Origin of the sequence: Streptomyces camelliae, assembly GCF_027625935.1 — a bacterium.
GTDB lineage: Bacteria > Actinomycetota > Actinomycetes > Streptomycetales > Streptomycetaceae > Streptomyces > Streptomyces camelliae.
Window position 1 is genome coordinate 7,208,717 of sequence record NZ_CP115300.1, and the last position, 23,631, is coordinate 7,232,347.

Sequence of the window (23,631 nt, forward strand, 5' to 3'; positions counted from 1 at the left end):
GCCCCCAGGCATGTCGCGTGATTTCTCCATAAACGTAGCTCAGCCGAGGGCGGTTGCGGCCCCCTTGAGCACCAATCCGGCACCCAGGGCCAGGACGGTGAGCGCCGACACGAGCGGCAGGGTGCGGCGCACCAGCGCGGCCACGGGGTGTGCGGTCCAGCGCGGGCGCCGCTCCAGCACCCGGGACGCCCCGGTGCCCAGCCGGACCACGGCGACCCCGGCCGCGGTGAGCGTCAGCGCGAGTCCGGCGCCGTAGGCCACGACGAGCAGCAGCCCGAACCAGGCCTTGCCCAGTGCGGTGGCGCCGACGAGCACGACCACGGCGGAGGGGCTGGGCACGAGGCCGCCGGCGAAGCCGAGCAGGATCGTGCCGCGGAGGGTGGGGGCGGTGGGGTGGGTGTGGGTGTGGCCGCCGTGGGTGTGTTCGACACCGTGATGGTGGTGGTGATGATGATGGTGGGCGGGCCCATGGTGTGCGCCCACACCGGCCAACGCGCGTACCCGCGACTCCTCATGGGCGTGATCGTGCTCGTGAACGTGCCCGTGCGCCCGGTTGCGCCACGCCCGCCGTACGAGGTTCACGCCCGCCGCCAGCACCAGGGCGCCGCTGGCGATGCCGAGCCAGGCGATCACCGAGGGGGTCGCGGCGGAGCCGGCGGTGACGAGGAGGCCCAGGGCGACGACGCCGAGGGTGTGGGTGACGGTGACGGACGCGGCCAGCGGCAGGACGTCCCTGAGCCCGGCCCGGCCGCCGCGTGCCGCCGCCGTGGCCGCCATCAGGGTCTTGCCGTGCCCCGGCGCGAGAGCGTGCAGGGCGCCGAGGACCACCGCGACGAGCAGCGCGAGGGCGGCGAAGCCGAGCGTGAGGTCATGCCGGGCCACCAGGCCGTCCAGGGCCCGCGTCCAGCGGTCGACGCCCCGGGGCAGCACGGCCTCGGCGGGTGCGTCCTGTTGTTCCTCGGTGAGGGCGGGGCCGCCGGGGCGCACCCGCAGCGACGCGGTGGAGGTGTCGGCCGGGGACGACAGCAAGTCCTTGGGATAGGTGGTGAGTTCGTGCGAGACGGAGGTCTTCGGCACGTCCGACGTGGTGAGGGTCATCCGGTCGCCGCGTGCGGTGATCTCCCGCCAGCCGGGTCCGGACCAGTTCGTCGTGGCGTGGAAGCCGAGGGTGAGCGAGCCGGTCCGCGGGAGCGACGCGGTCCAACGACATTGCACGCGCAGGGTGTTGAGCCCCGCCTGGCCGGGCCGCAGGGTGGCCCGGCTGTCCCGCACGGTGAGGGGAGCCGGGTGTCCGGCCACGGTCACCGAGCTGCCGCGGGCGTCCTGTGTGCAGCGCCGGCGGGCCCACTCGGGCATCCCCAGTCGCTCGATGTCCGGCTTGGCCTGGGTCGCCGGGATCTCGGCCAGGTCCTCGACGTGGTCGACCCGGAGCTGACCGGGTGCGGCGACGAGACCGTCGTACCGGTTGACGGTGAAGTTGCCCAAGGGATGCGCGCTCGCCCCGGTGGCGGGCAGGAGGACGAGGCCGCACACCGCGAGCAGGAGGCACGCCAGACGCCGTTTCACTTCGTGGCCTCCAGCGCCTTGCGGGCCTCGGCCGCGCCCAAGGGGGAGAAGCCGGGGTTCAGTTTCAGGGCGGAGGCCAGGGAGGCGCGGCCGGCCGCGCGGTGGCCGGTGGCCAGCTCGATCATGCCGCGGTGGTAGAGGAAGGCGGCATTGCGGTAGCCGGTGGCGGTGGCCTGGCGGGCGTACCCGAGGGCCTGCGCGTCCTGGCCGTTGACGTGCAGCGCCCAGGCCAGCGCGTCCGCGGTGTGCACGGTGTGCCGACGGGCCCACTCGGCGCGGGCCGCGCGCAGGGCGGCCGCCTTGTCACCGTGGTCGGCGGCGGCCAGCGCGGTGTCCAGATCGGCGTTCACGCCGTTGGCGCGGGCCAGTGAGATCCAGGCGTCCACCAGGGCGTACTGCTCCTTCGCCCGGGCCCGGTCGCCGGCCGCGCCCCGCGCCTCGTACAGCTCGCCCAGCTCGACGAGCGGGCCCGGCAGCGGATAGCGGGACACCACGGTCTCCATGCCTTTGATCGCCGCGGCCCGGTCACCGCTCGCGGCCTGCGCCCGGGCCCGGCCCTCCAGCGCCGGCAGATAGGTGTCGTCGGCGGCGAGGGCACGGGCGTAGGAGGTGAGGGCGGTCTTGTAGTCGCCCTGGTTCCAGGCGAGTTGGCCGAGCTGGGCGGACACGTAGGCGATGTCGCCGGGCGTGGTGGCGGAGGACAGCGCCTGCTGGAGGACCCGGCGGGCGGTCGTCACGTCCCCGCGCAGCTCGTGCACGTACGCGTACCGCGTGAAGACCGGGACGCCCGGCTTGCGCGTGTCGGCGGTCTCGGCGGCCTGCGACGCCTCGGGGTACCGGCCGAGCTCGACCAGGGCGTCGATACGGGAGGACAGCGCGCGCTCGCTGTACGGGTTCTGCCGCAGGGCCCGGTCCGCGTAGGTCAGGGCGTCCGCGAAGTCGTGCCGGGCGGCGGCGAGCGCGGCCCGGCCGGCCAGGGCCTGGTCGTTGTCCGGGGTCAGCGCCAGGGACCGGCTCAACGCCTTGTCCGCCTGCGGATACCGGGACGGGTCGCCCTTGGTCCGCGCCTGCTCGACGTAGGCCAGACCGAGCGTGGCCCAGCTGCCGGAGTCCTTCGGCTGGGTCCGCAGATGCGCCTGGAGCGCGGCGATGCTCGCGTCCAGATTCCCACCGCCCAGGACCCCGGGATCGACGGCGCTGGAGGCCGCCGCCACGGACGCGGGCGACCGGTCGGCGCCGACGGCGATCGCCCCGCCGGTGAGCGCGAGCGCCAACAGCACTGCGGAGCCCCCGAGTTGGAGCGCCCGCCAGCGCCGCCCGGCAGCGGCGACCCGGTGCACGGCGGCGACACGCCCGTCGGGGTCGGCGGCGGAGGGGGCGTTGGGGTCGTGGGACGGGTTCGCGGTGGACCGGGAGGAGGAGAGGTCCTCGGGGTCACGGGGCGTGGGCTCGGCGGATGGGGAGGCTGCGGAGATTTCGGCGCCGTGGGACGAGTGGTCGGCGGACCCGGAGGGTGAGCGGCCATCGGAGTCGCTGGGCGTGGGCTCGGCGGATGGGGAGGCTGAGGGGATTTCGGCGCCGTGGGACGAGTGGTCGGCGGACCCGGAGGGTGAGCGGCCATCGGAGTCGCTGGGCGTGGGCTCGGCGGATGGGGAGGCTGAGGGGATTTCGGCGCCGTGGGACGAGTGGTCGGCGGACCCCGAGGGCGAGCGGTCGCCGGAGTCGCCGGGCGTGGGCTCGGCGGAGCCGACCGCCGCCGGCTCCTCGGTGTCCGAGGGGCCGGTGTCGCGGAGGGTGTGCTCGTGCGAGGTGAGGGCCGACGGCTCGCCGGTGTCGTCGATCGTGCCCGTACCTCCGGAAGAGCCCTCCCGGGAATCCTGGCACGGTGGTGTCCCGGCGGCGGAGCGCTCACCGGTGCCGGCAGGGGCCGGTCCCGGTGTCGTGTCGTCGGCCCTGTTCACCCTGCTGCCGTCCATCTCGACCTCGACCTCGTCCTCGTCCTTCGCGCGCGGGCCCATGCCCTCTCCTCGCGTCTGCTGCGCTGGTGGTGTGGGAGGCGCGGCCCGCCGTGGGGGAGGGGGGTACGGGCCGCGCCGGTCTGGGGGTGGGGGGCGGTCAGTACGGGCGCTGTATGCGCCGGCGCCACCAGGCGAGGGCCGTGCCGAGCAGCAGGATCCCGGCCGCGCCCGAGGCCGCCGAGGCGGCGATCAGCACGGTGTTGTCGGACGTGCCGGAGCCGGCTGGCTGGAGGGCGTCGCCGAGCTGGCTGCGTACGTCCGTGCCCGCGGTCGTGCCCTTGGCGAGCGGGCCGCGCGACCCGGAGGTGGGCTCGGCAACGTACGGGAAGTACTTCTCGAAGTTCTGGTCGTTCTTGTCGACCCCGTCACCCAAGTCGTTCTTCATGCCGACCAGTTCGCCCTCCATCACCTGGAGCGCCTCGTCCACCACGTCGTCGGTGAGGCGACGGCCGTTCGGGAAGCCCGCGTTGTCGCCGTCGAGGACACCGAGCCGCTTGGGATGCATGCTCGGCTTGATCGAGGTGTTCAGACGCAGCTCCTCCGAAGGGCGCACGTTGGGCGGCTGGTTGAGGCCCTTGACACCCTTGAGGAACACATCGACGAGGTCGTTGCGCGGCTCGCTCGGCGCCTTGATCTTGTAGATCTGCTCGATGAGCTTCGGCAGTTCGGGGTGGGTGACGTTGTTCAGGAACTGGCCGTCGTACGCGGGCTGCGAGGCATTGAACTTGTCCTTGTCCTTCTGCGGGTTCACGACCTCGTTGACCAGCGGGTTGCCCAGGCGGGAGACCTGCGTGTAGTAGCCCTGCGCGTTGCGGCGCTGGGTCGTGGACCAGATGCCGACGACCGGCTGGCCCGCGGACTCGCGGATCAGGTCGCTCGGCACCTGCAGGGCGATGGTGTTGACGTTGTAGCCCTTGAGCGTGTCGTTGCCGACCTCGCTGAGGTTGCCGCCGTACAGCAGGTCGAAGACGCGCAGGTCGGCGAAGAACGGGTCGTCCGCCTGCCCGGCGAAGGTCGTGGCGCCGCCCGCTGTCTTGTAGACGGCCTGCGAGCGCAGTTTGGCGTAGTCCGGCATGGAGGCCTTGCCGACGTTCGAGGGCGCCACCGGTACGCCGTCCGCGAGCTTCGTCCGGTACACCACCCGGTCGTGCTTGAGCCGGAGCACGTCGATGTCGTAGGTCTGCGTGATGTTGAGGTTGGGGTCGTCGAGGCTCTTCACGACACCGGTGTTGTAGAGGAACGTGTTGCGGTTCTTCGTGTGCGTCTTGAAGGTGTAGCGGAAGATCAGGTCGTCGTGCGCGTCACCGTTGGCGTCGATGTGGATGTCGTACTGGGCGTCGTCGGCGAACGTGTAGAAGTTCGGGCCGCCCGCCGGCTCCTCGAACGGGATCCAGTTCGCCACGATCGTCGTCGTGTCCGGTTTGTCGGGGCTGACGAACGCGTACAGGTCGGTGTTGTCGTACTGCGGCGTCCCCGAGATCAGCGGCGCCTCCCGGTGGGAGGAGGCGGAGGCCGCTCCGGGTGCCAGCGTGGCGACGCCCGCGGCGGTGAGCCCGCCGGCCGCCAGTGCGCCGCACAGGAGCGTGACCAGGCCCGTGCGTCCCGTGCCGCTCCTGCCGCTTTTGGAGAAGAGAGGTGTCATGCCGTCTGTCCGTCCGTACTCAGTGCCGACTTGCCGTTGACGGACGGGTATACGGAGCGACGGCGCCGATCGGCTTGGTCGGCCGGAAAAAATTTTTGGGTTCTTCCCGACCCGCGTTTTCGGCCCGCTGATCCGTATCACGGGCGGGAGGTGGGCGTTCGTGCGGATGCGTGGAGCACGGGGAAGGGCCGGCTGTGGCCACGGAGATGGGGCCGGCGTGCAGGCGGACGAGCTGCTGGTGCTGGTCGCGGGCGGGGACCACAGGGCGTTCGAGGACCTGTACGCCCTGGTGTCCGGTCCGGTGTACGGACTGGTCCGACGGGTGGTGCGCGACCCCGCCCAGTCCGAGGAGGTGGCCCAGGAAGTGCTGTTGGAGACCTGGCGGTCCGCCGCCAGGTTCGACCCCGGCCGGGGCAGCGCGCTGTCCTGGATCCTCACCCTCGCCCACCGCCGCGCCGTCGACCGGGTGCGCAGCGCCCGCGCGGCCGGCGAACGCGAGCAGCGGGAGGCCCTGCGCGCCGGGGAGCCCGCGTTCGACCAGGTCGCCGAGGAGGTCGAGGCGGGGCTGGAGCGCGAGTGGGTGCGCCGCTGTCTGAAGCGGCTCACGGACCTGCAACGCCAGTCCGTGACCCTCGCCTACTACGACGGCTACACCTACCGCGAGGTCGCCGAACGGCTCTCGCTGCCGCTCGGCACGGTCAAGACGCGGATGCGCGACGGACTCACCCGGCTGCGCCAGTGCCTGGGAGGCGCCGCATGAGCATCCTCGGCAGGCTGATGGGCGGCGCAGACCTGCACTCCCTCGCCGCGCCCTACGCCCTCGACGCCCTCGAACCGGGCGAGCGGCGCCGGTTCGAGAAGCATCTGCGGGACTGCGACCGCTGCGCGGCCGAGACCCGGGGACTGGCCGAGGACGCGGTGCGGCTCGCCTGGTCCACGGCCGCCCCCGCGCCGGCCGCCCTGCGGGACCGGGTGCTGGCCGCCGTACGCACGACCCCGCAGGAGCCGGCCTCGGTCCAGGGACCGGCGCGCGGGCGCGCGCCGCAGCTGCCGCCGCACGTCTGGGGCACCCAGCCACCCCCGGGACGCTCCCGTACGCCCCGCACGCGCCCCTTCTTCGTGCCGCTCGCCACGGTCACCGCGACGGCGGCCCTCGTCGTCGCCTCCCTCTTCGCGGTGCAGGCGCAGCGCACGCAGGACCGGCTCGACGCCGCACAGGTACGGGCACGTGAGATCGCCCACGTTCTGGCCGCTTCCGACGCCCGCGCCGTGACCGGCAAGGACGCCCGCGGCCGCGGGATCGGAGTGATCGCTTCCGCCGCGGAGCGGGAAGCCGTCGTCACCCTCAGCGGATACGGCACCCCGGCCGGCGGCCGCGTCCACCAGCTGTGGCTCATGCGCCCCCGCGCGCAGCCGCGCTCCCTCGGGCTCTTCGCGGGCGACACGCCCTTGGTCGCAAAGGGGCTCGACACCGGCTCGACGTCACTCGCCGTGACCGTCGAGCCTGACGGCGGCTCAGCGCAACCCACCAGCCAGCCCATTGTCCAACTCACCCTGAAATCGGTCGGATTCGGAGAGTAGTCAAAGAAGGATGGTCAACCGCCTTATGGGGAAGGTGAATCCTGTGGCCGAGATACACGCGTGCCGCCCTGGGGCGATAGGGTTACTCTGCCCGGGCCGGGTGGACTCGTACGGGTGGGGAGTGACATGGAGCAGATAACAGTGCGCAGCAGGGCCAGGGTCCCTGCGATCACCTGCGGGAGCAGCGCGACCAGTTCGCGTCTCGACCGTCATCTGTCGGTGCTGGCGGGTCCCGCCATACCGCAGCAGAAGACGGTCGAGGCGACCTCGCTGATGCGTGAGCTGACGGCGCGTGACACCGCACACCAGCGCAGCGACCGGGGCAAGCGGGTCAGCCGCGTCTCCCTGTTCGCACCCCTGCGCCGGCTGCGCCGCTCGCTGTTCGGTGGGCACGGGCGCGGCCACTGAGCGGGCCGTGCCCGTCCGCTGAGCCGTCGCCGCCCCCGCGACGCCCCCTGGAACCTTCCGGGGTGCCCGTGCTCAGGCCGCCACACCGTCCCGGCGCATCGCTGCGATCTCGTCGTCCGTCATCCCCACGGCACGCAGCAGCGCTTCGGTGTGCTGCCCGAGCGCGGGCACATCACCCATGCGTGCCTCGTCCCCGCCCGGCAGAGTGATGGGAGGCAGCAGCGCCTTCAGCGGCCCGACCGGCGACCCCACCTGACGCCACCGCTCCCGGGCCGCCAGCTGCGGATGCGCCGCCAGCTCGTGCAGATCCCGCAGCCGGGCACAGGCGATGCCCGCCTTCTCCAGCCGGATCATCGCCTCCTCGGCATTCAGCACACCGAGCGCCCGCGCCACCAACGCGTCCGTCTTCTCCCGGTTCGCGACGCGTGACGCGTTCGTCGCATACATCGGATCCATCCCCAATTCGGGGCGCTCTATGACCTGTTCAGCCAGCCGCCGCCACTCCCGGTCGTTCTGCACGGACAGCAGGACCCGCCCGCCGTCCGCCGTCGGATAGGCGTCGTACGGCGCGATGACGGCGTGCGCGAGCCCGGTGCGCGCGGGCGGCTCGCCGCCGTGCAGCGCATGGTGGAGCGGATGCCCCACCCACTCGGCGAGCGCCTCCAGCATGGACACCTCCACCGCTCCGCCCCGCCCGGTCGTCCCGCGCCGCACGAGGGTCGCCAGCACGCCCGAGAACGCGTACATGGCCGCCGCGATGTCCGCCGCCGGGATCCCCGCCTTCACCGGCTGCTCCGGCGTCCCGGTCACCGACACCAGCCCCGCCTCGCACTGCACGAGCATGTCGTACGCCCGCTTGTCCGCGTACGGTCCCGAGCCGCCGTAGCCGGAGATGTCCACGGCGATCAGCCGCGGGTGCGCGGCGCACAGGGTGGCCGCGTCGAGGCCGAGCCGGGCCGCCGCCCCGTGCGCGAGGTTCTGCACGAACACGTCCGCGTCCGCGATCAGCCGCCGTACGACGGCCAGGCCGCGCGGGTCCTTCAGGTCCAGCGCGAGGGACTCCTTGCCGCGGTTGCACCACACGAAGTGCGAGGCGAGGCCGCGGGCCGCCGTGTCGTAGCCGCGCGCGAAATCGCCGCCGTCGACCCGCTCCACCTTGATGACCCTGGCCCCCAGGTCGGCGAGCTGCCGGGTCGCGAAGGGTGCGGACACGGCCTGTTCGACGGCGACGACGGTGATGCCCTCCAGGGGCAGGGGCTGCTGCTCGTCCATGGGCTGACGCGTGGGCTGATCCATGCCCGGGATCATGCCCCTGAGCGGCGGCTTTGTCAGCAGTGCCCGGTCACTCGCCGTGGCTGTACCGGCGTACGGCCAGCGGCAGGAACACGGCGACGAGGGCGAGGGTCCAGGCCAGCGACCCGGCGACCGGATGCGCCACCGGCCAGGCGGCGCCGTGCGGCACGGGCGCATTGCCGAACAGGTCCCGCAGGGCCGTGGTCACCGCGCTGATCGGGTTCCACTCGGCCAGGGTCCGCAGCCAGCCCGGGAGGTGGTCCGTCGGGATGTAGGCGTCGGACAGCAGGGGCAGTACGAAGGAGGAGGCGCCGAGCTGGCCGGCCGCGTCCTCGCTGCGGGTGAGCAGGCCCAGAAAGATCCCGGCGCAGGTGCAGGCGAACCGGAAGAGCAGCAGCAGCCCCACGGCGCCGGCGGCCCCGGCCGCGGACCCCTCGATCCGCCACCCCACCGCGAGCCCCACCAGCAGCAGCGGCACGGTGCCGATCGCCGTGACCACGAGGTCGGCCACGGCTTGCCCGAGGGGTACGGCAGCCCGGCTCACCGGCATCGTCCGGAACCGGTCCATCACGCCGCGGTGCGTGTCCGCGGCGGCCTGGAACATGCCGGTCATCAGCCCGCCGGCCGCGGTCGCGACCAGCAGCCCGGGTACCAGGAACGCGCGGTACTCGCGGCCGGGCATCGCCAGCGCGCTGCCGAAGACATAGCCGAAGAACAGCAGCATGTTGACCGGCATCAGCTGGGTCAGGATCGCCAGGCCCGGACTGTTCCGGACCCGGCGCAGCTGCCGTCCGGTCATCGCCAGACCGTCGTACGCCAACGCGCTCATGCGGCGCACTCCTTGAGGTCCGTGGATCCCTCGGTGAGCCGGAGGAAGACGTCGTCGAGGGTGGGCGGGCGCAGGCTCGCGTCAAGCAACGGCACGCCCGCCGCGTCGAGTTCGCGCACCAGGCGTGGCAGGGTCAGTGTCGGGTCGGTGGTGACCGCGCCGACGGAGTTCCGCTCCCGGTCGAACACCGGCTCGCTGCCGGTGAGTTGATCGAGCACGGCCGCTGCCTTCGGCAGTGCGTCCCCGTCCGCGACCACGGCCTGAGCGAACGACCCGACGAGCGCCTTGAGTTCGGCGGGGGAGCCGCTGTGGGCCACCCGCCCCTGGTCCATCAGGACGACGTCGTCGGCGAGTTGGTCGGCCTCCTCCAGGTACTGCGTGGTCAGCAGCACGGTCGTGCCGTCCGCCTGCAGCTCGCGCACCGCCTGCCAGATGCGGGTGCGGCTGGCCGGGTCGAGGCCGGTGGTCGGCTCGTCGAGGAAGAGCACCTCGGGCCGGCGGATCAGACTCGCGGCCAGATCCAGCCGGCGCCGCATGCCGCCCGAGTAGGTCGACGCCTTGCGGCCGGCCGCCTCGGTCAGCCCGAAGCGCTCCAGCAGCTCGTCGGCCCGCACGGCCGGTCCACGGACCCGGTGCAGCCGGGCGAACAGCCGCAGGTTCTCCCGGCCGGTGAGGTCGCCGTCCACCGAGGCGTACTGCCCGGTGACCCCGATCCGGCTCCGCACGGCGGCCGCCTCCCGCACCAGGTCGTGCCCGGCGACCCGCGCCGAGCCGGCGTCCGGCCGCAGCAGTGTCGTCAGCAGCCGTACGGCCGTCGTCTTCCCGGCGCCGTTCGGGCCGAGCAGCCCGCAGACCGTCCCCCGAACCACCGCCAGATCCAGCCCGCGCAGGGCGTGAACAGCGCCGAAGCGCTTCTCCAGCCCTTCACTAAGTACAGCGTACGTAGAAGTCATGGCTCGACCATAGCGCACTACGTACGGCGTACGTAACTAGGATGGTGAACGAGGTGATGACCGATGGCAGTCCGAGGGGCCGTCCCCGAGGTGATCTGGGCGCGCCCCGAGCGCACCGGGCGGGGTCCGAAGCCGGCGTACACCCGCGACGACATCGCGGCCGCCGCCGTCCGGATCGCCGACGAGCGGGGGCTGGACGCGGTGTCGATGCGGCACGTCGCGGCGGAGCTGGGCTGCGGCACCATGTCGCTGTACAACTACGTCCCCCGCAAGGAGGACCTGTACGAGCTGATGATGGACGCGGTCAGCGCGGAACAGGTCCCGTGGCAGCCGAGCGGGGACTGGCGGGCCGACCTGATCCGGGTGGCGCGCGACACGCGGGCGCTGATGCACCGGCATCCCTGGGTGCCGCGCCTGATGTCCCCGGTCTACGGCTTCAGCCCGCATGCCCTGCGGTATCTGGAGCACTGCCTGGCCTGTCTGGATCCGCTGGAGGCGTCGTACGGCACCAAGCTGGAGCTCATCGCGATGCTGAACGGCGTGGTGACGACGTACGTCCGCAATGAGCTCGACACGGCGGAGCGGGTGCGGGCGCTGCCGTGGTCCGAGGACGAGGAGAACGCGGTGCGGATCGCCTATCTCGGGGGGCAGGTCGCCTCCGGTGCGTATCCGAGGATGGCGGCGGCGTTCGCGGAGGATGCGGGGCCGATCGACCTGGAGGCGGTCTTCGAGCGGGCGTTGGGGCGGGTCCTCGACGGCTTCACCCCGGGCAGCGACAAGAGGTGAACCAGGAACGCGGCGGGCGTCAGCTCACCCTCATCGGACAGACCTTGGAGGCGGCCCGCCGGCATGGCATCCCTCTCTGGCTGCGAGGCGGCTGGGCCATGGACTTCTTCCTCGGGGAGGTCACCCGGGAGCACGGCGACATCGACTGGTTCGCCCGGGCGAAGGATGCCGCAGCCCTCGCCGAGGTCCTCACCGCACTCGGTCACACGCCCGTCCCCGGGCCGCCCCCCGATCTCCAGCTCGACTTCGTCAAGGACGGGCTGGACAGCAGCTTCACCTTGGTCGACCGGGATGCGGCGGGGCGAGTGGTCGTCGCGGGTGGCCCCTGGGCCGGTACTGCGTGGCCGGACGGACTGCTGGACGCCGGGCCGGGCCGGATCGGGGACATCGAGGCGCCGATCGTCGGCCCGCTCGCCCAGATCGAGATCAAGCGCATGATGCCCGTCTGGGATCCGTCCCGGCCGCGCCGTGCCAAGGACGCCGCGGACATCGCCCGGCTGGAGGCTGCCCTGCGGGGCCGTTAGAGCAGCGCGAACTGGCCCTCCGGGCCCTCCTCGTGGTGGTCCAGGACCGACGCGGGACGCCGGGAAGCGCCCGGCACCGGCAGGACGCCCGCCTGGCGCAGGTCGGCCGCCGTGATCGGGGCCGGGATCTTCAACTCGGCGCGCAGGGGCCGAAGTTCCGCCAGCAGAGCCAGGACCGTGATCAGCTCCAGCAACTCCGACGTCCAGGGCTGCGGCCAGGTCGCCGGGCGGATCGCCGCGAGCGTGCCGGCGTCGGACGGGGTCGTACGGGCCGCGAACCAGGCCTCCAGGACCCGGACTCCGGCCACCTCGTACTCCCAGGCCTGTGGCGGGACGGGGGAGATACGTCCCTCGTCCAGGTGGAGGGTCTCCTCCTCCGGGTCGTAGTGCAGGGTGAGGGGGAGGCTCGGCAGGGGCGCGCGGACGTACGGCCGCCGGCCGCCGGGCAGCTTGGGGCGTTCGCCGTCGCGGCGCAGCAGCCACAGCATGCGGTGGCCCAACTCCGTGCCCCGGTCCCACACGTCGGCGTCCGAGGTGAGCGGGACGGTGAGATCCGGGCGGACCGTCGCCAGGATCCAGGCCAGCAGGTCCGGTGGGGTGGGCAGGGAGCCGAGGCGGTCGGCGAGGTGGTCCGACAGACCTGGGGCGAGGTTGGGTTCCGTGCCGTTCGGGCGGCGGAACAGCGGGCGGACGCGGCCCGTGCGGAGGGTGGGCAGGAGCGAGGTCGCCAGCAGGGGCGTGGTCTCGTCGGCCGTCTCCACGACGAACACCTGCCGCTCGTCCGCCACCCGCCACAGCTCCGGGCGGGCCGTGTCGATCAGCCGGTGGTCCGGGATCAGCCACTGTTCGTCGAAGGGTGCCGCCAGCACCCGTACCGGCTCCGCGCACGGGCCCTCGGCGCGGGCCAGCCGCTCCGTGCCGGTCGGCTGGCCCGGCAACTGGCCCACCGCCGAGTCGAGGGTACGGGCCCGGCTCGGCTCGAACAGGGCCCGCCGCTCGGCGCCTTCGGCCTTCAGCAGCGCGTTCCAGCGGGCCTTCAGCGAAGCCGCGTCGGGCGCCGCCGGCCAGGCACGGCCCGGCCGTAGCGGTGCGACGGACCACGGCATGAGGTCCGCCAGCAGCGGAGCGTCGTCGTACGTCACGCAGGGCATGGTAAGGCCTGAGCGGGACCCGGGATCAGGTCGCCTCCAGGGTCACCGTGAACGAGAAGCGGTCCCCCCGATAGTGGATCACCGCCACGTCCAGCACCCTCCCCTCGGTGTCGTACGTCACACCCGTGTAGTGCAGGATCGGGCTGAGCAGCGGGACTTGGAGGAGGCGGGCGGTGTCCGGGTCGGCGAGGCGGGCCTCGACCGTGTCCGTGATGCGGCTGATGTCCGCCCCGACCACGTCCCGCAGCACCTTCGTCATCGGCCAGCGGATCAGGTCCTCCAGGTCGACGCGGGCGGCCAGTTCGGGGCGGATGTGGTTGACGGCGTGGTTCGTCGGCTCGCCGGTCTTCTCGTCGCTGCGCAGCCGGTGGTACGTCGCCACCTCCGCGAGATCCGGGAAGTACTCGGCGAAGGGTGCCGGCACCGGCACCGTGCCGTGGTCCAGCAGCTCGGTCGTCATGCCGGACTGCTGGGCCACGATGGCGTCCACCGAGCCCAGCAGCCGCACCGGGGCGCCCCGCCGGACGCCGGGCTCGATGAACGTGCCGCGTCGCCGGTGCCGGCTGATCAGCCCCTCGTCCTCCAGTTCCTTCAGCGCCTGCCGCATGGTCAGCACGCTCACCCCGTAGTGCTCCGCCAGCTGTTCCTCGGTGGGCAGCCGCAGCGGGTCCTCGGGCGAGCGGCCGAGTATCGAGGCGCGCAGGGACTGCGACACCTGGTACCAGAGCGGCAGCTTGCGGTTCAGGACGATCGAGTCCGGGGCGAAGGAGGTCACACGGCTATCCGTACCTTTCGATGAACATCGGGCGCAACAGAGGTGTCACGCGCGGAAGTGGGGCTCAAGTCCCCGCCACACGTCGTCGTAGCGCTGCTGGAGGTGATCGGCGCCCGCCGCCTGCGGGGTGAGGGTCACCGGCCAGCGGGTCTCGAACATGAAGGCCAGCCCGTCGTCGATCTTCTGCGGCTTCAGCTCGGCCGCGCTCGCCCGGTCGAAGGTCTCCCGGTCCGGGCCGTGCGCCGACATCATGTTGTGCAGTGAGCCGCCGCCCGGCACGAAGCCCTCCGCCTTGGCGTCGTAGGCGCCCTCGATCAGGCCCATGTACTCGCTCATCACGTTCCGGTGGAAGTACGGCGGCCGGAAGGTGTCCTCGCCCACCAGCCAGCGCGGCGCGAAGACGACGAAGTCGACACCGGCCAGACCGGGGGTGTCGGACGGGGAGGTCAGGACCGTGAAGATGGACGGGTCCGGGTGGTCGTAGGAGATGGTGCCGATCACATTGAACCGGCGCAGGTCATAGACGTACGGCACATGGTTGCCGTGCCAGGCGACCACGTCGAGCGGGGAGTGGTCGTAGACCGCCGTCCAGAGGTTGCCGCAGAACTTGTTCACCACCTCCACCGGGCCCGTCACGTCCTCGTACGCGGCGACCGGTGCCCGGAAGTCCCGGGCGTTGGCCAGCCCGTTGGCGCCGATCGGGCCGAGGTCGGGGAGGCGGAAGGGGGCACCGTAGTTCTCGCACACATAGCCCCGGGCGGAATCATCCAGCAGGAGCACACGGAAGCGCACCCCGCGTGGGATCAGCGCCACCTGGGCCGGTTCCACGGCGAGCAGGCCGAACTCCGTGTGCAGCAGCAGTCCGCCGCGCTCCGGCACGATCAGCAGCTCGCCGTCGGCGTCGGAGAAGACCCGCTCCATCGAGGCGTTGGCGTGGTACAGGTGCACGGCCATACCGGTGCGCTGGGTCGCGTCGCCGTTGCCGCCGAGCGTCCACAGACCGACGAGGAAGTCCGTACCGGCGGGCGGCTCGGGCAGCGGGTTCCAGCGCAGCCGGTTGGGGTCGGGCACGGCTTCGGTGAAGGGTGCCGTACGGATCGCGCCGTTGCCGGTGCGGGTGAACGCGGGGTGGGCGGCCGACGGGCGGATGCGGTAGAGCCAGGAGCGGCGGTTGTGTGCCCGGGGCTCGGTGAACGCCGAGCCGCTCAGCTGCTCCGCGTAGAGGCCGAGCGGCGCGCGCTGCGGCGAGTTGCGGCCCTCGGGCAGGGCGCCCGGCACCGCCTCGGAGGCGTGTTCGTTGCCGAACCCGGTCAGATACGACAGTCCCGCGGCGGTCTTCCGCGTGTCCCCGCTCATGATCGCTCCCTTGCGCTCCTGATTCCTATGTATCACCGTAGGAATGTGTGGGGGTGGGCGCAAGAGGGGATCGCTCTCCTCCGTCCGGGGGATCACACGGCCTGGCCGGAACCCGACTTCAGGTGGATCCGGACGACCGGAACGTTGTTCTACTCTCGCGGGCATGCCGTCGACGCCGTGGATCCGCAGCACCCTCACCGCGCTCGCGGTGTGCGTCCTGCTGCCGCTCGGAGCGGCCGGCTGCGCGACCGGTCACCCCCGGGCGAGCGTGCAGTCGCCCTCGCCGGTCGGCAAGGTCCTGGACGACACCGACGAGTCCGGCCGGCATCTGCGCGAGGTCGACCGGAAGGACGCACCCGAGGTCGGTGTCGAGGTGACGCCGGACCCGCGCGACGGCTGGGACGTGCGCCTGACCTTCCGCCACTTCCACTGCTCCGGGCCCGGCGCCGGCCGCACGGCGGTCGCCGGCCGCGGACTCGCGTACCTCTTCGTCGACGGCCGTGAGGCCGCCCGGCTGCGCACCCCGGACTACCACCTGCCCGGCCGCCTCGTCCCGCACGGCACCCACCACGTGACCGCGCGCCTGTACGCCGACGACGGCACCGCGTGGGCCGTCCACGGCAAGCCGGTCCAGAGCACCGCCGACATCACCGTGTCGGACCCGGATCCCGCGCCGACCGCCACCCCCACCGCCCCCGTGCAGAGCCCCACGCACACGCCCACGCGGAGTCCCGGGGCGTCGGCCGCGCCCACGATGGGCGGCTCCCCGGTGCGATGAGTGCATCGACCACTGTTTTCCGTAGGGGAGGGTGAGGTTCACCGGACCGCAGGCGGAGAGGCATCATGAAGCCCGTGCCCCACGCGACATCGCTCCGCCGTGCGCCCGTTCAGCGCCGCAGCGCCGAACGGCTGACCAGGATCCTCGACGCCTGCGCCGAACTCCTCGACGAGGTCGGCTACGACGACCTGAGCACCCGCGCGGTCGCGCTGCGCGCCGGTGTGCCCATCGGCTCCGTCTACCGCTTCTTCGGCAACAAGCGGCAGATGGCCGACGCCCTCGCCCAGCGCAACCTGGAGCGCTACACCGAGCGCGTCACCGAGCGGCTGAAGCAGGCGCGCGCGGGGGACTGGCGGGCCGCGATGGACGCCGTCCTGGACGAGTACCTCGCGATGAAACGCACGGCGCCCGGCTTCTCGCTGGTCGACTTCGGCAATCAGATACCGGTCGGCACCCGCCATGCCGAACCCAACACTCGCGTCGCCGACCGGCTGATCCGGCTGCTCTCCGGCTATGTCGGCCGCACCCCGGACGAGGATCTGCGCCGGGTCTTCCTGGTCGCCGTGGAGAGCGCCGACGCCCTCGTCCAGCTGGCCTTCCGCACGGATCCGGAGGGTGACGAGGCGATCATCGCCGAGACGCGCGAGCTGCTGCGGGCGTATCTGGGGCGCGTGCTGGACTGAGTCCGCCCGGGAAGTCGCACGCGGGGACTCCCCTCCGTGCGTACCGGTCGGTATGCTCGGCGGCCCGGACCAGCTGCCCGCGCCCCGCCCCTGGGAGGACCCGTGTCCCGCACCGCCCTGCGAATCTGCCCCCTGTGCGAGGCCACCTGCGGGCTGACCCTCACCATCGAGGGCACCCGGGTCACCGGTGCCCGCGGTGACCGCGAGGACGTCTTCAGCAAGGGCTTCATCTGCCCCAAGGGCGCCTCCTTCGGGGCCGTCGACGGCGACCCCGACCGGCTGCGCACCCCGCTCGTCCGGGAGAACGGTCGTCTGCGCGAGGCGAGTTGGCAGGAGGCCTTCGACGCGGTGGCCGCGGGGCTCCGCCCGGTCGTGGAGGGGCACGGCCCCGACGCCGTCGGCGTGGTCCTCGGCAATCCCAACGTCCACACCGTGGCCGGCGCCCTCTATCCGCCGGTCCTGATCGCCGCCCTGCGCACCCGCAGCCTGTTCACCGCCTCCACGGTCGACCAGATGCCCAAGCACGTCTCCAGCGGGCTGCTCTTCGGTGACGCCTACGCCATCCCGGTGCCCGACCTGGACCGCACCGACCATCTGCTCCTCATCGGCGCCAACCCGCTGGAGTCCAACGGCAGTCTGTGCACCGCCCCCGACTTCCCGGGCAAGCTCAAGGCGCTCAAGGCCCGCGGCGGACACCTGACCGTGGTGGACCCGCGCCGCACCCGCACGGCGAAACTCGCCGACCGGCACCTGGCGATCCGGCCCGGCACCGACGCCCTGCTGCTCGCCGCGATGGCGCACACCCTCTTCGCGGAGGACCTGGCCGACCTCGCGCACCTCGCCCCGCACGTCACGGACGTCGCCGAACTCCGGGACGCACTCGGCGACTTCACGCCCGAAGCCGTGTCCGAGGCCTGTGACCTCGACGCGGACCTCATCCGCACCCTCGCCCGCGAACTGGCCGCCGCCCCCACCGCAGCCGTCTACGCCCGCATCGGCAGCTGCACCGTCCCGCACGGCACCCTGGCGAGCTGGCTGGTCGACGTGCTCAACATCCTCACCGGCAACCTCGACCGGCCCGGTGGCGCCCTCTTCCCGCAGGCCGCCACCGACAAGACCCCGCGCCCGGCGGGCCCCGGCCGCGGCTTCACCCTCGGCCGCTGGCACTCCCGGGTACGGCACCTTCCCGAGGCAAAGGGCGAGTTGCCGCTGTCCGCGCTGGCGGAGGAGATCGACGCCGCCACCGACCGGGGCGAACCGGTCCGCGCGCTGATCGCCGTCGCCGCCAACCCGGTGCTGTCCGCACCTGACGGCGACCGCCTCGACAAGGCCCTGGAGTCCCTGGACTTCATGGTCAGCGTCGACCCGTACCTCAACGAGACCTCGCGCCACGCCCACGTCGTGCTGCCCCCGCCCCCGCCGTCCCAGAGCCCGCACCACGACTTCGCCTTCAACACCCTCGCCGTGCGCAACCAGGTCCGCTACACCCGCCCAGCCGTCCCGCTGGAGCCCGGCCGCATGGCCGAGAGCGAGATCCTCGCCCGGCTGATCCTCGCGGCCACCGGCATGCACGGCGCCGACCCGGCAGCGGTGGACACCATGGTCATCGAGCAGACCCTCGGCAAGGCCGTACAGGAGGAGCACTCGCCCGTGTACGGCCGTGACCCGAAGGAACTCGCGGCCCGGCTCACCGGCGAGAGCGGCCCCGAGCGCAGGCTGGACATGATGCTGCGCCTCGGCCCCTACGGCGACGGCTTCGGCGTACGGCCCGACGGGCTGAGCCTCGCCGAGCTGCTCGCCCACCCGCACGGCATCGACCTCGGCCCGCTGCGCCCCCGGCTGCCGCAGCCGCTGAAGACCCGCAGCGGCAAGGTCGAGCTGCTGCCCGGGCCGATCGCCGCCGACCTGCCCCGGCTCCGCGCGGCGCTGCGCGAACGCCCCGCCGGACTGGTCCTCGTCGGCCGCCGCCATCTGCGCTCCAACAACAGCTGGATGCACAACGTGCCCGCCCTCACCGGCGGCTCCAACCGCTGCACCCTGCACATCCACCCCGAGGACGCGGCCCGGCTCGGCGTCCGGGACGGGGCGGACGTACGCGTCAAGGGCGCCGGGGGAGAGGTGGTGGCCCCCGCCGAGGTCACCGACGGGGTCCGGCCCGGGGTGGTGAGCCTGCCGCACGGCTGGGGCCACGACCGCCCCGGCACCCGCCTCGGGCACGCCTCCGGCAGCCCCGGCGTCAACGTCAACCAGCTCCTCGACGGCAGCCAACTCGACCCGCTGTCCGGCAACGCTGTCCTGAACGGCATCCCCGTCCAGCTCACCGCAAGCCTGTGACCTGGAATTTTGCGCTTATTGCTCGCACGTCAACGTCTTGTTAACGCCGTTTGAACGGACCTAACGTCATCGCACCGCCGACCCCCAGGTGGGATGTTCAAGGGCGAACGTTAGGTATCCACTCATGCTCACCATCCTCGGCTTCGCCATGATCGCGACCTTCCTGGTCCTGATCATGCTGAAGAAGATGTCGCCGATCGCGGCGCTCGTGCTGATCCCCGCACTCTTCTGTGTGTTCGTCGGCAAGGGCGCCCAGCTCGGCGACTACGTCATCGACGGAGTCACCAGCCTCGCGCCCACCGCGGCGATGCTCATGTTCGCGATCGTCTACTTCGGTGTGATGATCGACGTCGGCCTCTTCGACCCGATCGTGCGGGGCATCCTGAGGTTCTGCAAGGCCGATCCGCTGCGCATCGTCGTCGGTACGGCGGTCCTCGCCGGGATCGTCTCCCTGGACGGCGACGGCTCCACCACCTTCATGATCACTGTCTCGGCGATGTACCCGCTGTACAAGCGCCTGAAGATGTCCCTGGTCGTGATGACCGGTGTGGCCGCCATGGCCAACGGCGTGATGAACACGCTGCCGTGGGGCGGCCCGACCGCCCGTGCCGCGACCGCGCTGAAGGTCGACGCGAGCGACATCTTCGTGCCGATGATTCCGGCGCTGGCCATGGGCCTGCTGTTCGTCCTGGTCCTCTCGTACGTCCTCGGCCGCCGCGAACGCAAGCGGCTCGGCGTCCTCACGCTGGACGAGGTCCTGGTGGAGGAGAGGGAGTCCGTGCTCGTCGGCGCCGGCGCCGACACGTCGCGGGCACACACCGGGGGTTCGGCCTCCGGCGCCGGTCTGCCCGAGGAGCCCGAGGGCTTCCGGGGACTCGACCCCCACCGTGCGACGCTCCGCCCCAGGCTGTACTGGTTCAACGCGCTGCTCACCGTCACCCTGCTCACCGCCATGATCATGGAGTGGCTGCCGATCCCGGTGCTGTTCCTGCTCGGCGCCGCCCTCGCCCTGACCGTCAACTTCCCCCGGATGCCCGACCAGAAGGCCCGGATCGCCGCCCACGCCGAGAACGTCCTCAACGTCTCCGGCATGGTCTTCGCCGCCGCCGTCTTCACCGGCGTCCTGCAGGGCACCGGCATGGTCGACCACATGGCGAAGTGGCTGGTGGACGGCATCCCCGCCGGCATGGGCCCGCACATGGCCCTCGTCACCGGTGTGCTGAGCATCCCGCTCACGTACTTCATGTCCAACGACGGCTTCTACTTCGGCATCCTTCCGGTGCTCGCCGAGGCCGGCCAGGCACACGGCGTGTCCACGCTGGAGATCGCCCGCGCCTCGATCATCGGCCAGCCCCTGCACATGTCCAGCCCGCTCGTCCCGGCCGTCTACGTCCTGGTCGGCATGGCCAAGGTGGAGTTCGGCGACCACACCCGGTTCGTGGTCAAGTGGGCCGCCCTGACATCGCTGGTCGTGCTCGGGGCAGGAATCCTCTTCGGCATCATCTGAACCTCCAGGAAGGGAACGGTCCATGGCGCCCGGTGGGAACCGCGGCTGGCTGCTGCGCCTCGTCCTCGCCTTCGGCTTCGCGCAGGGGGCGGTGTCGATGGCCCGGCCCGCCGTCTCCTACCGGGCCCTCGCGCTCGGCGCCGACGAGCGGGCGGTGGGTGTCATCGCCGGCGTGTACGCCCTGCTGCCCCTCTTCGCCGCCGTACCGCTCGGCCGGCGTACCGACCACGGCCGGTGCGCGCCCCTGCTCCCGGCGGGCGTGGTCCTCATCTCCGGCGGCTGTGCGCTCAGTGGAGTGGTGAACTCCCTCTGGGCGATGGCCGTCTGGAGCGGGGTGATGGGCCTCGGCCACCTCTGCTTCGTCATCGGCGCCCAGTCGCTCGTCGCCCGCCAGTCCGCGCCGCACGAGCAGGACCGCAACTTCGGCCACTTCACCATCGGCGCATCCCTGGGCCAACTCCTCGGCCCGGTGGCCGCCGGCGCGTTGATCAGCGGCCCCGACATGGCAGGCAGCAGCGCCGGCGCCCTCGTGGCGGCGGGCGCGGGGGCGGCCGTCGCCTTCACCTCGCTGTGGCGCATCGAGGACCGTACGACGGTCACGTCCCGCGCCCCGCAAGGCGACCGGGTCCCGGTCGGCCGCATCCTGGGCGCCCGGGGCGTCCCCGCGGGCATGCTGATCAGTCTGTCGGTCCTCTCCGCCACGGACGTCCTCACCGCGTACCTCCCCGTCGTCGGCGAACACCGCGGCATCGCCCCGTCGCTGATCGGCGTACTGCTGAGCCTGCGCGCCGGGGCGACGATCGCCTGCCGCCTGGTCCTCACCCCGCTGCTCCGGCTGCTGGGCCGGCCCGCGCTGCTCACCGTGACCTGCTTCCTGGCGGCGGTGCTGTGCGCCGGGATCGCCCTTCCCGTGCCGGTGTGGGCACTTGGCGTACTCCTCACGCTGCTCGGCTTCTGCCTCGGGGTGGGCCAGCCGCTGTCGATGACGACCGTGGTGCAGGCCGCGCCCGATGAGGCCCGCTCCACCGCGCTCGCCCTGCGGCTGACCGGCAACCGGCTCGGCCAGGTCGCCGCCCCGGCCGCCGCCGGTCTGGTCGCCGGGGTGGCGGGTGTGGCGGCGCCGTTCGTGATGCTGGGGGCGTTGCTGCTGGTGTCGGCGGGGGTGGCGGTCCGGTCGCGGACGCCGGGGGAGGGGCGGGAGGCGGTGGCGGGGGCACGGTGGAGGGCGCGATCGCCGTTGAGCCGGAAGGGCGATATCTGAGGACGCGCGGTGCCGCTTCCGGGCGAAGGATGCGTAGGTGACACAGAGTCAGGTAACGCAACTTGTATGTAAATCGCCCGATTCGGAGTGTGGTTCATGCCGACGCCGTCCCTGCCCCGTCGCGCCGCCGCCTGGTCGGCCCTCACCCTCGCGGGAACCGTCTTTCTGGGCGGACCGGCCGTGGCCGCGCCGCCCGGTGCCAACGGAGACGTCAAGATCCACGTGGTGGGTACGGTGAGCGCCGCGCATCTCAACCAGCCGAAGGTCTGCCGCTTCTACCTCGACGCGGTCAACTTCGACCCGAACCAGCAGATCACCTGGACCATCGCACCGCAGCCGGCGTCCGCCGTCGGTACCTCGCTCTCCGGCGCCCTCACCCTGCCCACGGGCACCGCGACCACGGCCAACCTGATGCTGCCCAGCGGCCAGTACAAGCTGACCTGGACCGTCGTGGGCGTCACCGGGGCGGGCAAGCACAAGGTCTTCAAGGTCGACTGCCCGAGCGCCCCGGGCGGCAGGCCGAACGGCGGCCCGCCGGCCGGCGCCGGCGGCCTGGCCCGCACCGAGGCCTTCACCCCGGTCATCGGCGCCGCCGCCGTGGGCCTGGCCGCCGTCGGCACAGCGGTCTGGTTCCGCCTCCGCCGCCGCTCGCATGGTGCCGCGTAACCACCCTCGCAGGCCCTCGCCACCCCCGCGCCCGGACGCCCCACCCGACCCGGGGTCACCGACCGACTCCCCCGGCCCGCCCGGCCTCGACCGCCCGGCCGACTCGGGGCCCTTGGCCGGCTCCGGCGGACCGCCCGGCCGGGCGGGCTCGGGCCGGCGGGGTGACTCGGCCCCGCGCAGCGCTGTGGCTCCGCCTACGGCTGCGCGTGTGGCCGCTTCTGGCTGGGCCGCCGTCTCCGTCCGGTCTGGTGCCTCTGGTCGAGTCGGCGCGCCCGCCCGTGACGGCGCGCCCGCCCGTGACGGCGCGCCCGCCCGTGACGGCGCGGCCGTCCGGGCTGGCGCCTCCGTCCGGGCCGACGCAGCTGGTAGGGGCGAGGCAGCTGGTAGGGGCGAGGCGCCCGCGCGGGGTGCCGAGTCCGGGCTTGGCGTCGTGGCCGGGCGCGCTGCCGTGGCCGGTCGGGGTGCCGTGGCCGGGCGGGGTGCCGGGGCCGGGCGGCGTGGGGTTTCCGGGCGTGCGGCAGGGGGTGGTCGGGGTGCCGGTGCCCGGCGTGGCGCGTCTGTCGGCCGTGGTGCCGTTGCTGCACGGAGGCCGGTCCCCGGGGCCGGGTTCGGGGGGCGTACAGGCTCCGGCCCGGGGCTCGGCTCACTGCCGCAGCGCGGCCGTGGCGCCGGGCGTACCGTCCCGCCCCGGGTACGGCCCACCCGGCGGCCGTGGCGTCGGAGCCGTGGCTACCGGTTGCTGCGTACGGTCGCCGTGGCCGTCGTCCTGTTGACCGGCGGTGTCCGGTGTGCGGGCGCCGGCGGTGGACCTGCCGTCGACCAGGCCGCTCCCGGCGCCGGTGGCATCGGTGCGGATGCCCGGGGTGGTCAACTCCCGCCGGAAGCACGGCGGGAGGGCTCCACGCCCCCGGCGTCGACCGGGACCCCGGCCGGGCAGCCGCACGCCACCCCCGCCGGGCCGGTGAGCCGCGCCCCGGCCGCGTCCTTCCCCTCCTCGGTCGCCCCCGCCCCCCTGCCCCCCTCCCGCGCCACCTCACTCGCCATCCCCTACCTGAGCGTGCACGCCCCCGTGATGGGCCTGGACCTGGACCGTGACCACCGGATGACCGCGCCGCCCGACGACAACCCCAAGCTGGTGGGCTGGTACCAGGGCGGACCCGCGCCGGGTGGGGCGGGGACCGCTGTGGCCGTCGGGCATCTGGACACGGACAGCGGACCCGCGGTCTTCTCGGGGCTGTCCCAGCTGACCGCCGGGCGCCTGATCGAGGTGCGGCGGGCGGACGGCCGTACCGCCGTGTACCGCGTCGACGCCGTCCGCACCTTCGAGAAGGCGCACTTCCCTGACCGCGAGGTCTACGGCGACCGGGGCCGTCCCGAACTCCGGCTGATCACCTGCGGCGGCGCCTATCACCGGCGGACCGGCTACGCCGGCAACGTGGTCGTCTTCGCCCACCTCACCGCCGTCCGCGAACCGGGCAGAGCCTGAGTCCGCCGTCCGCGATGTGGGAACTGCGGCGGCC

General features: G+C 72.9%; 21 protein-coding genes. 12 read left to right on the forward strand and 9 right to left on the reverse strand.

The window, feature by feature from the left end:
• Positions 1 to 39 precede the first annotated feature (39 nt).
• The 3 genes from O1G22_RS33025 to O1G22_RS33035 all read right to left on the reverse strand — a co-directional run bounded on the left by O1G22_RS33025 (position 40) and on the right by O1G22_RS33035 (position 5,226).
• Complete coding sequence (locus O1G22_RS33025) at positions 40 to 1,566, reverse strand: nickel/cobalt transporter (RefSeq protein WP_270084657.1); 1,527 nt, start codon at positions 1,564 to 1,566, stop codon at positions 40 to 42.
• Positions 1,563 to 3,584, reverse strand: coding sequence for a tetratricopeptide repeat protein (locus O1G22_RS33030; protein ID WP_270084658.1), 2,022 nt, complete (start codon positions 3,582 to 3,584; stop codon positions 1,563 to 1,565). The genes O1G22_RS33025 and O1G22_RS33030 overlap by 4 nt, the downstream gene beginning before the upstream one ends.
• Positions 3,585 to 3,681: 97 nt before the next feature.
• Positions 3,682 to 5,226, reverse strand: coding sequence for a DUF4331 domain-containing protein (locus O1G22_RS33035; RefSeq protein WP_270084659.1), 1,545 nt, complete (start codon positions 5,224 to 5,226; stop codon positions 3,682 to 3,684).
• Between the two features lie 217 nt (positions 5,227 to 5,443).
• Between O1G22_RS33035 and O1G22_RS33040 the strand changes: the two genes are divergently transcribed.
• The 3 genes from O1G22_RS33040 to O1G22_RS33050 all read left to right on the forward strand — a co-directional run bounded on the left by O1G22_RS33040 (position 5,444) and on the right by O1G22_RS33050 (position 7,215).
• Positions 5,444 to 5,986: a sigma-70 family RNA polymerase sigma factor gene (locus O1G22_RS33040; RefSeq protein WP_270084660.1), complete on the forward strand. Its 543-nt coding sequence runs from the start codon at positions 5,444 to 5,446 to the stop codon at positions 5,984 to 5,986.
• Positions 5,983 to 6,807: an anti-sigma factor gene (locus O1G22_RS33045; protein WP_270084661.1), complete on the forward strand. Its 825-nt coding sequence runs from the start codon at positions 5,983 to 5,985 to the stop codon at positions 6,805 to 6,807. Before O1G22_RS33040 ends, O1G22_RS33045 begins: the two co-directional genes overlap by 4 nt.
• 126 nt (positions 6,808 to 6,933) lie before the next feature.
• Positions 6,934 to 7,215: a hypothetical protein gene (locus O1G22_RS33050; protein WP_225098365.1), complete on the forward strand. Its 282-nt coding sequence runs from the start codon at positions 6,934 to 6,936 to the stop codon at positions 7,213 to 7,215.
• 72 nt (positions 7,216 to 7,287) lie between these two features.
• Here the strand turns inward: O1G22_RS33050 and O1G22_RS33055 are convergent, their stop codons facing one another.
• Genes O1G22_RS33055 through O1G22_RS33065 form a run of 3 tightly spaced genes read right to left on the reverse strand, consistent with a single transcriptional unit; the run spans position 7,288 to position 10,290 of the window.
• Entirely contained in the window at positions 7,288 to 8,511 is a 1,224-nt protein-coding gene (locus O1G22_RS33055) for a CaiB/BaiF CoA transferase family protein (RefSeq protein WP_428986429.1), read from the reverse strand.
• Positions 8,512 to 8,557: 46 nt separating this feature from the next.
• Entirely contained in the window at positions 8,558 to 9,337 is a 780-nt protein-coding gene (locus tag O1G22_RS33060) for an ABC transporter permease (RefSeq protein WP_270084662.1), read from the reverse strand.
• The gene (locus O1G22_RS33065; protein WP_270084663.1) at positions 9,334 to 10,290 is read right to left on the reverse strand and encodes an ATP-binding cassette domain-containing protein; all 957 of its coding nucleotides are present in this window, start codon (positions 10,288 to 10,290) and stop codon (positions 9,334 to 9,336) included. Before O1G22_RS33065 ends, O1G22_RS33060 begins: the two co-directional genes overlap by 4 nt.
• A gap of 63 nt (positions 10,291 to 10,353) precedes the next feature.
• Here O1G22_RS33065 and O1G22_RS33070 point away from each other — a divergent pair, with 63 nt between their 5' ends.
• On the forward strand, positions 10,354 to 11,076 hold the full coding sequence (locus tag O1G22_RS33070) for a TetR/AcrR family transcriptional regulator (RefSeq protein WP_270084664.1): 723 nt from the start codon (positions 10,354 to 10,356) through the stop codon (positions 11,074 to 11,076).
• Positions 11,073 to 11,600, forward strand: coding sequence for a nucleotidyltransferase domain-containing protein (locus tag O1G22_RS33075; protein WP_270084665.1), 528 nt, complete (start codon positions 11,073 to 11,075; stop codon positions 11,598 to 11,600). The genes O1G22_RS33070 and O1G22_RS33075 overlap by 4 nt, the downstream gene beginning before the upstream one ends.
• On the opposite strand, the gene O1G22_RS33080 is transcribed toward O1G22_RS33075, so the two are convergent.
• Genes O1G22_RS33080 through hmgA form a run of 3 tightly spaced genes read right to left on the reverse strand, consistent with a single transcriptional unit; the run spans position 11,597 to position 14,882 of the window.
• Entirely contained in the window at positions 11,597 to 12,751 is a 1,155-nt protein-coding gene (locus O1G22_RS33080) for a type ISP restriction/modification enzyme (protein ID WP_270084666.1), read from the reverse strand. The two genes, O1G22_RS33075 and O1G22_RS33080, sit on opposite strands and share 4 nt — an antisense overlap.
• 25 nt (positions 12,752 to 12,776) lie before the next feature.
• Positions 12,777 to 13,526, reverse strand: coding sequence for a GntR family transcriptional regulator (locus O1G22_RS33085; RefSeq protein ID WP_225098359.1), 750 nt, complete (start codon positions 13,524 to 13,526; stop codon positions 12,777 to 12,779).
• Positions 13,527 to 13,571: 45 nt separating this feature from the next.
• Positions 13,572 to 14,882, reverse strand: coding sequence for a homogentisate 1,2-dioxygenase (gene hmgA, locus O1G22_RS33090; RefSeq protein ID WP_270084667.1), 1,311 nt, complete (start codon positions 14,880 to 14,882; stop codon positions 13,572 to 13,574).
• A 163-nt stretch (positions 14,883 to 15,045) separates the two neighbouring features.
• Between hmgA and O1G22_RS33095 the strand changes: the two genes are divergently transcribed.
• From O1G22_RS33095 to O1G22_RS33125, 7 genes are all read left to right on the forward strand, one after another.
• Positions 15,046 to 15,660, forward strand: a complete 615-nt coding sequence (locus O1G22_RS33095) for a hypothetical protein (RefSeq protein ID WP_270084668.1) — start codon at positions 15,046 to 15,048, stop codon at positions 15,658 to 15,660.
• Positions 15,661 to 15,725: 65 nt separating this feature from the next.
• Complete coding sequence (locus O1G22_RS33100; protein WP_270084669.1) at positions 15,726 to 16,343, forward strand: TetR/AcrR family transcriptional regulator; 618 nt, start codon at positions 15,726 to 15,728, stop codon at positions 16,341 to 16,343.
• Positions 16,344 to 16,445: 102 nt separating this feature from the next.
• Positions 16,446 to 18,677 (forward strand): molybdopterin oxidoreductase family protein, encoded by a 2,232-nt coding sequence (locus O1G22_RS33105; RefSeq protein WP_270084670.1) that lies wholly within the window; start codon positions 16,446 to 16,448, stop codon positions 18,675 to 18,677.
• A 124-nt stretch (positions 18,678 to 18,801) separates the two neighbouring features.
• The gene (locus O1G22_RS33110; protein WP_270084671.1) at positions 18,802 to 20,184 is read left to right on the forward strand and encodes a CitMHS family transporter; all 1,383 of its coding nucleotides are present in this window, start codon (positions 18,802 to 18,804) and stop codon (positions 20,182 to 20,184) included.
• 22 nt (positions 20,185 to 20,206) lie between these two features.
• On the forward strand, positions 20,207 to 21,445 hold the full coding sequence (locus tag O1G22_RS33115) for an MFS transporter (protein WP_270084672.1): 1,239 nt from the start codon (positions 20,207 to 20,209) through the stop codon (positions 21,443 to 21,445).
• Positions 21,446 to 21,541: 96 nt separating this feature from the next.
• Complete coding sequence (locus tag O1G22_RS33120; protein WP_270084673.1) at positions 21,542 to 22,111, forward strand: hypothetical protein; 570 nt, start codon at positions 21,542 to 21,544, stop codon at positions 22,109 to 22,111.
• Between the two features lie 754 nt (positions 22,112 to 22,865).
• A complete protein-coding gene (locus tag O1G22_RS33125) occupies positions 22,866 to 23,597 on the forward strand; it encodes a class F sortase (protein ID WP_270084674.1) in 732 nt (243 codons plus the stop codon).
• Positions 23,598 to 23,631: the final 34 nt, after the last annotated feature.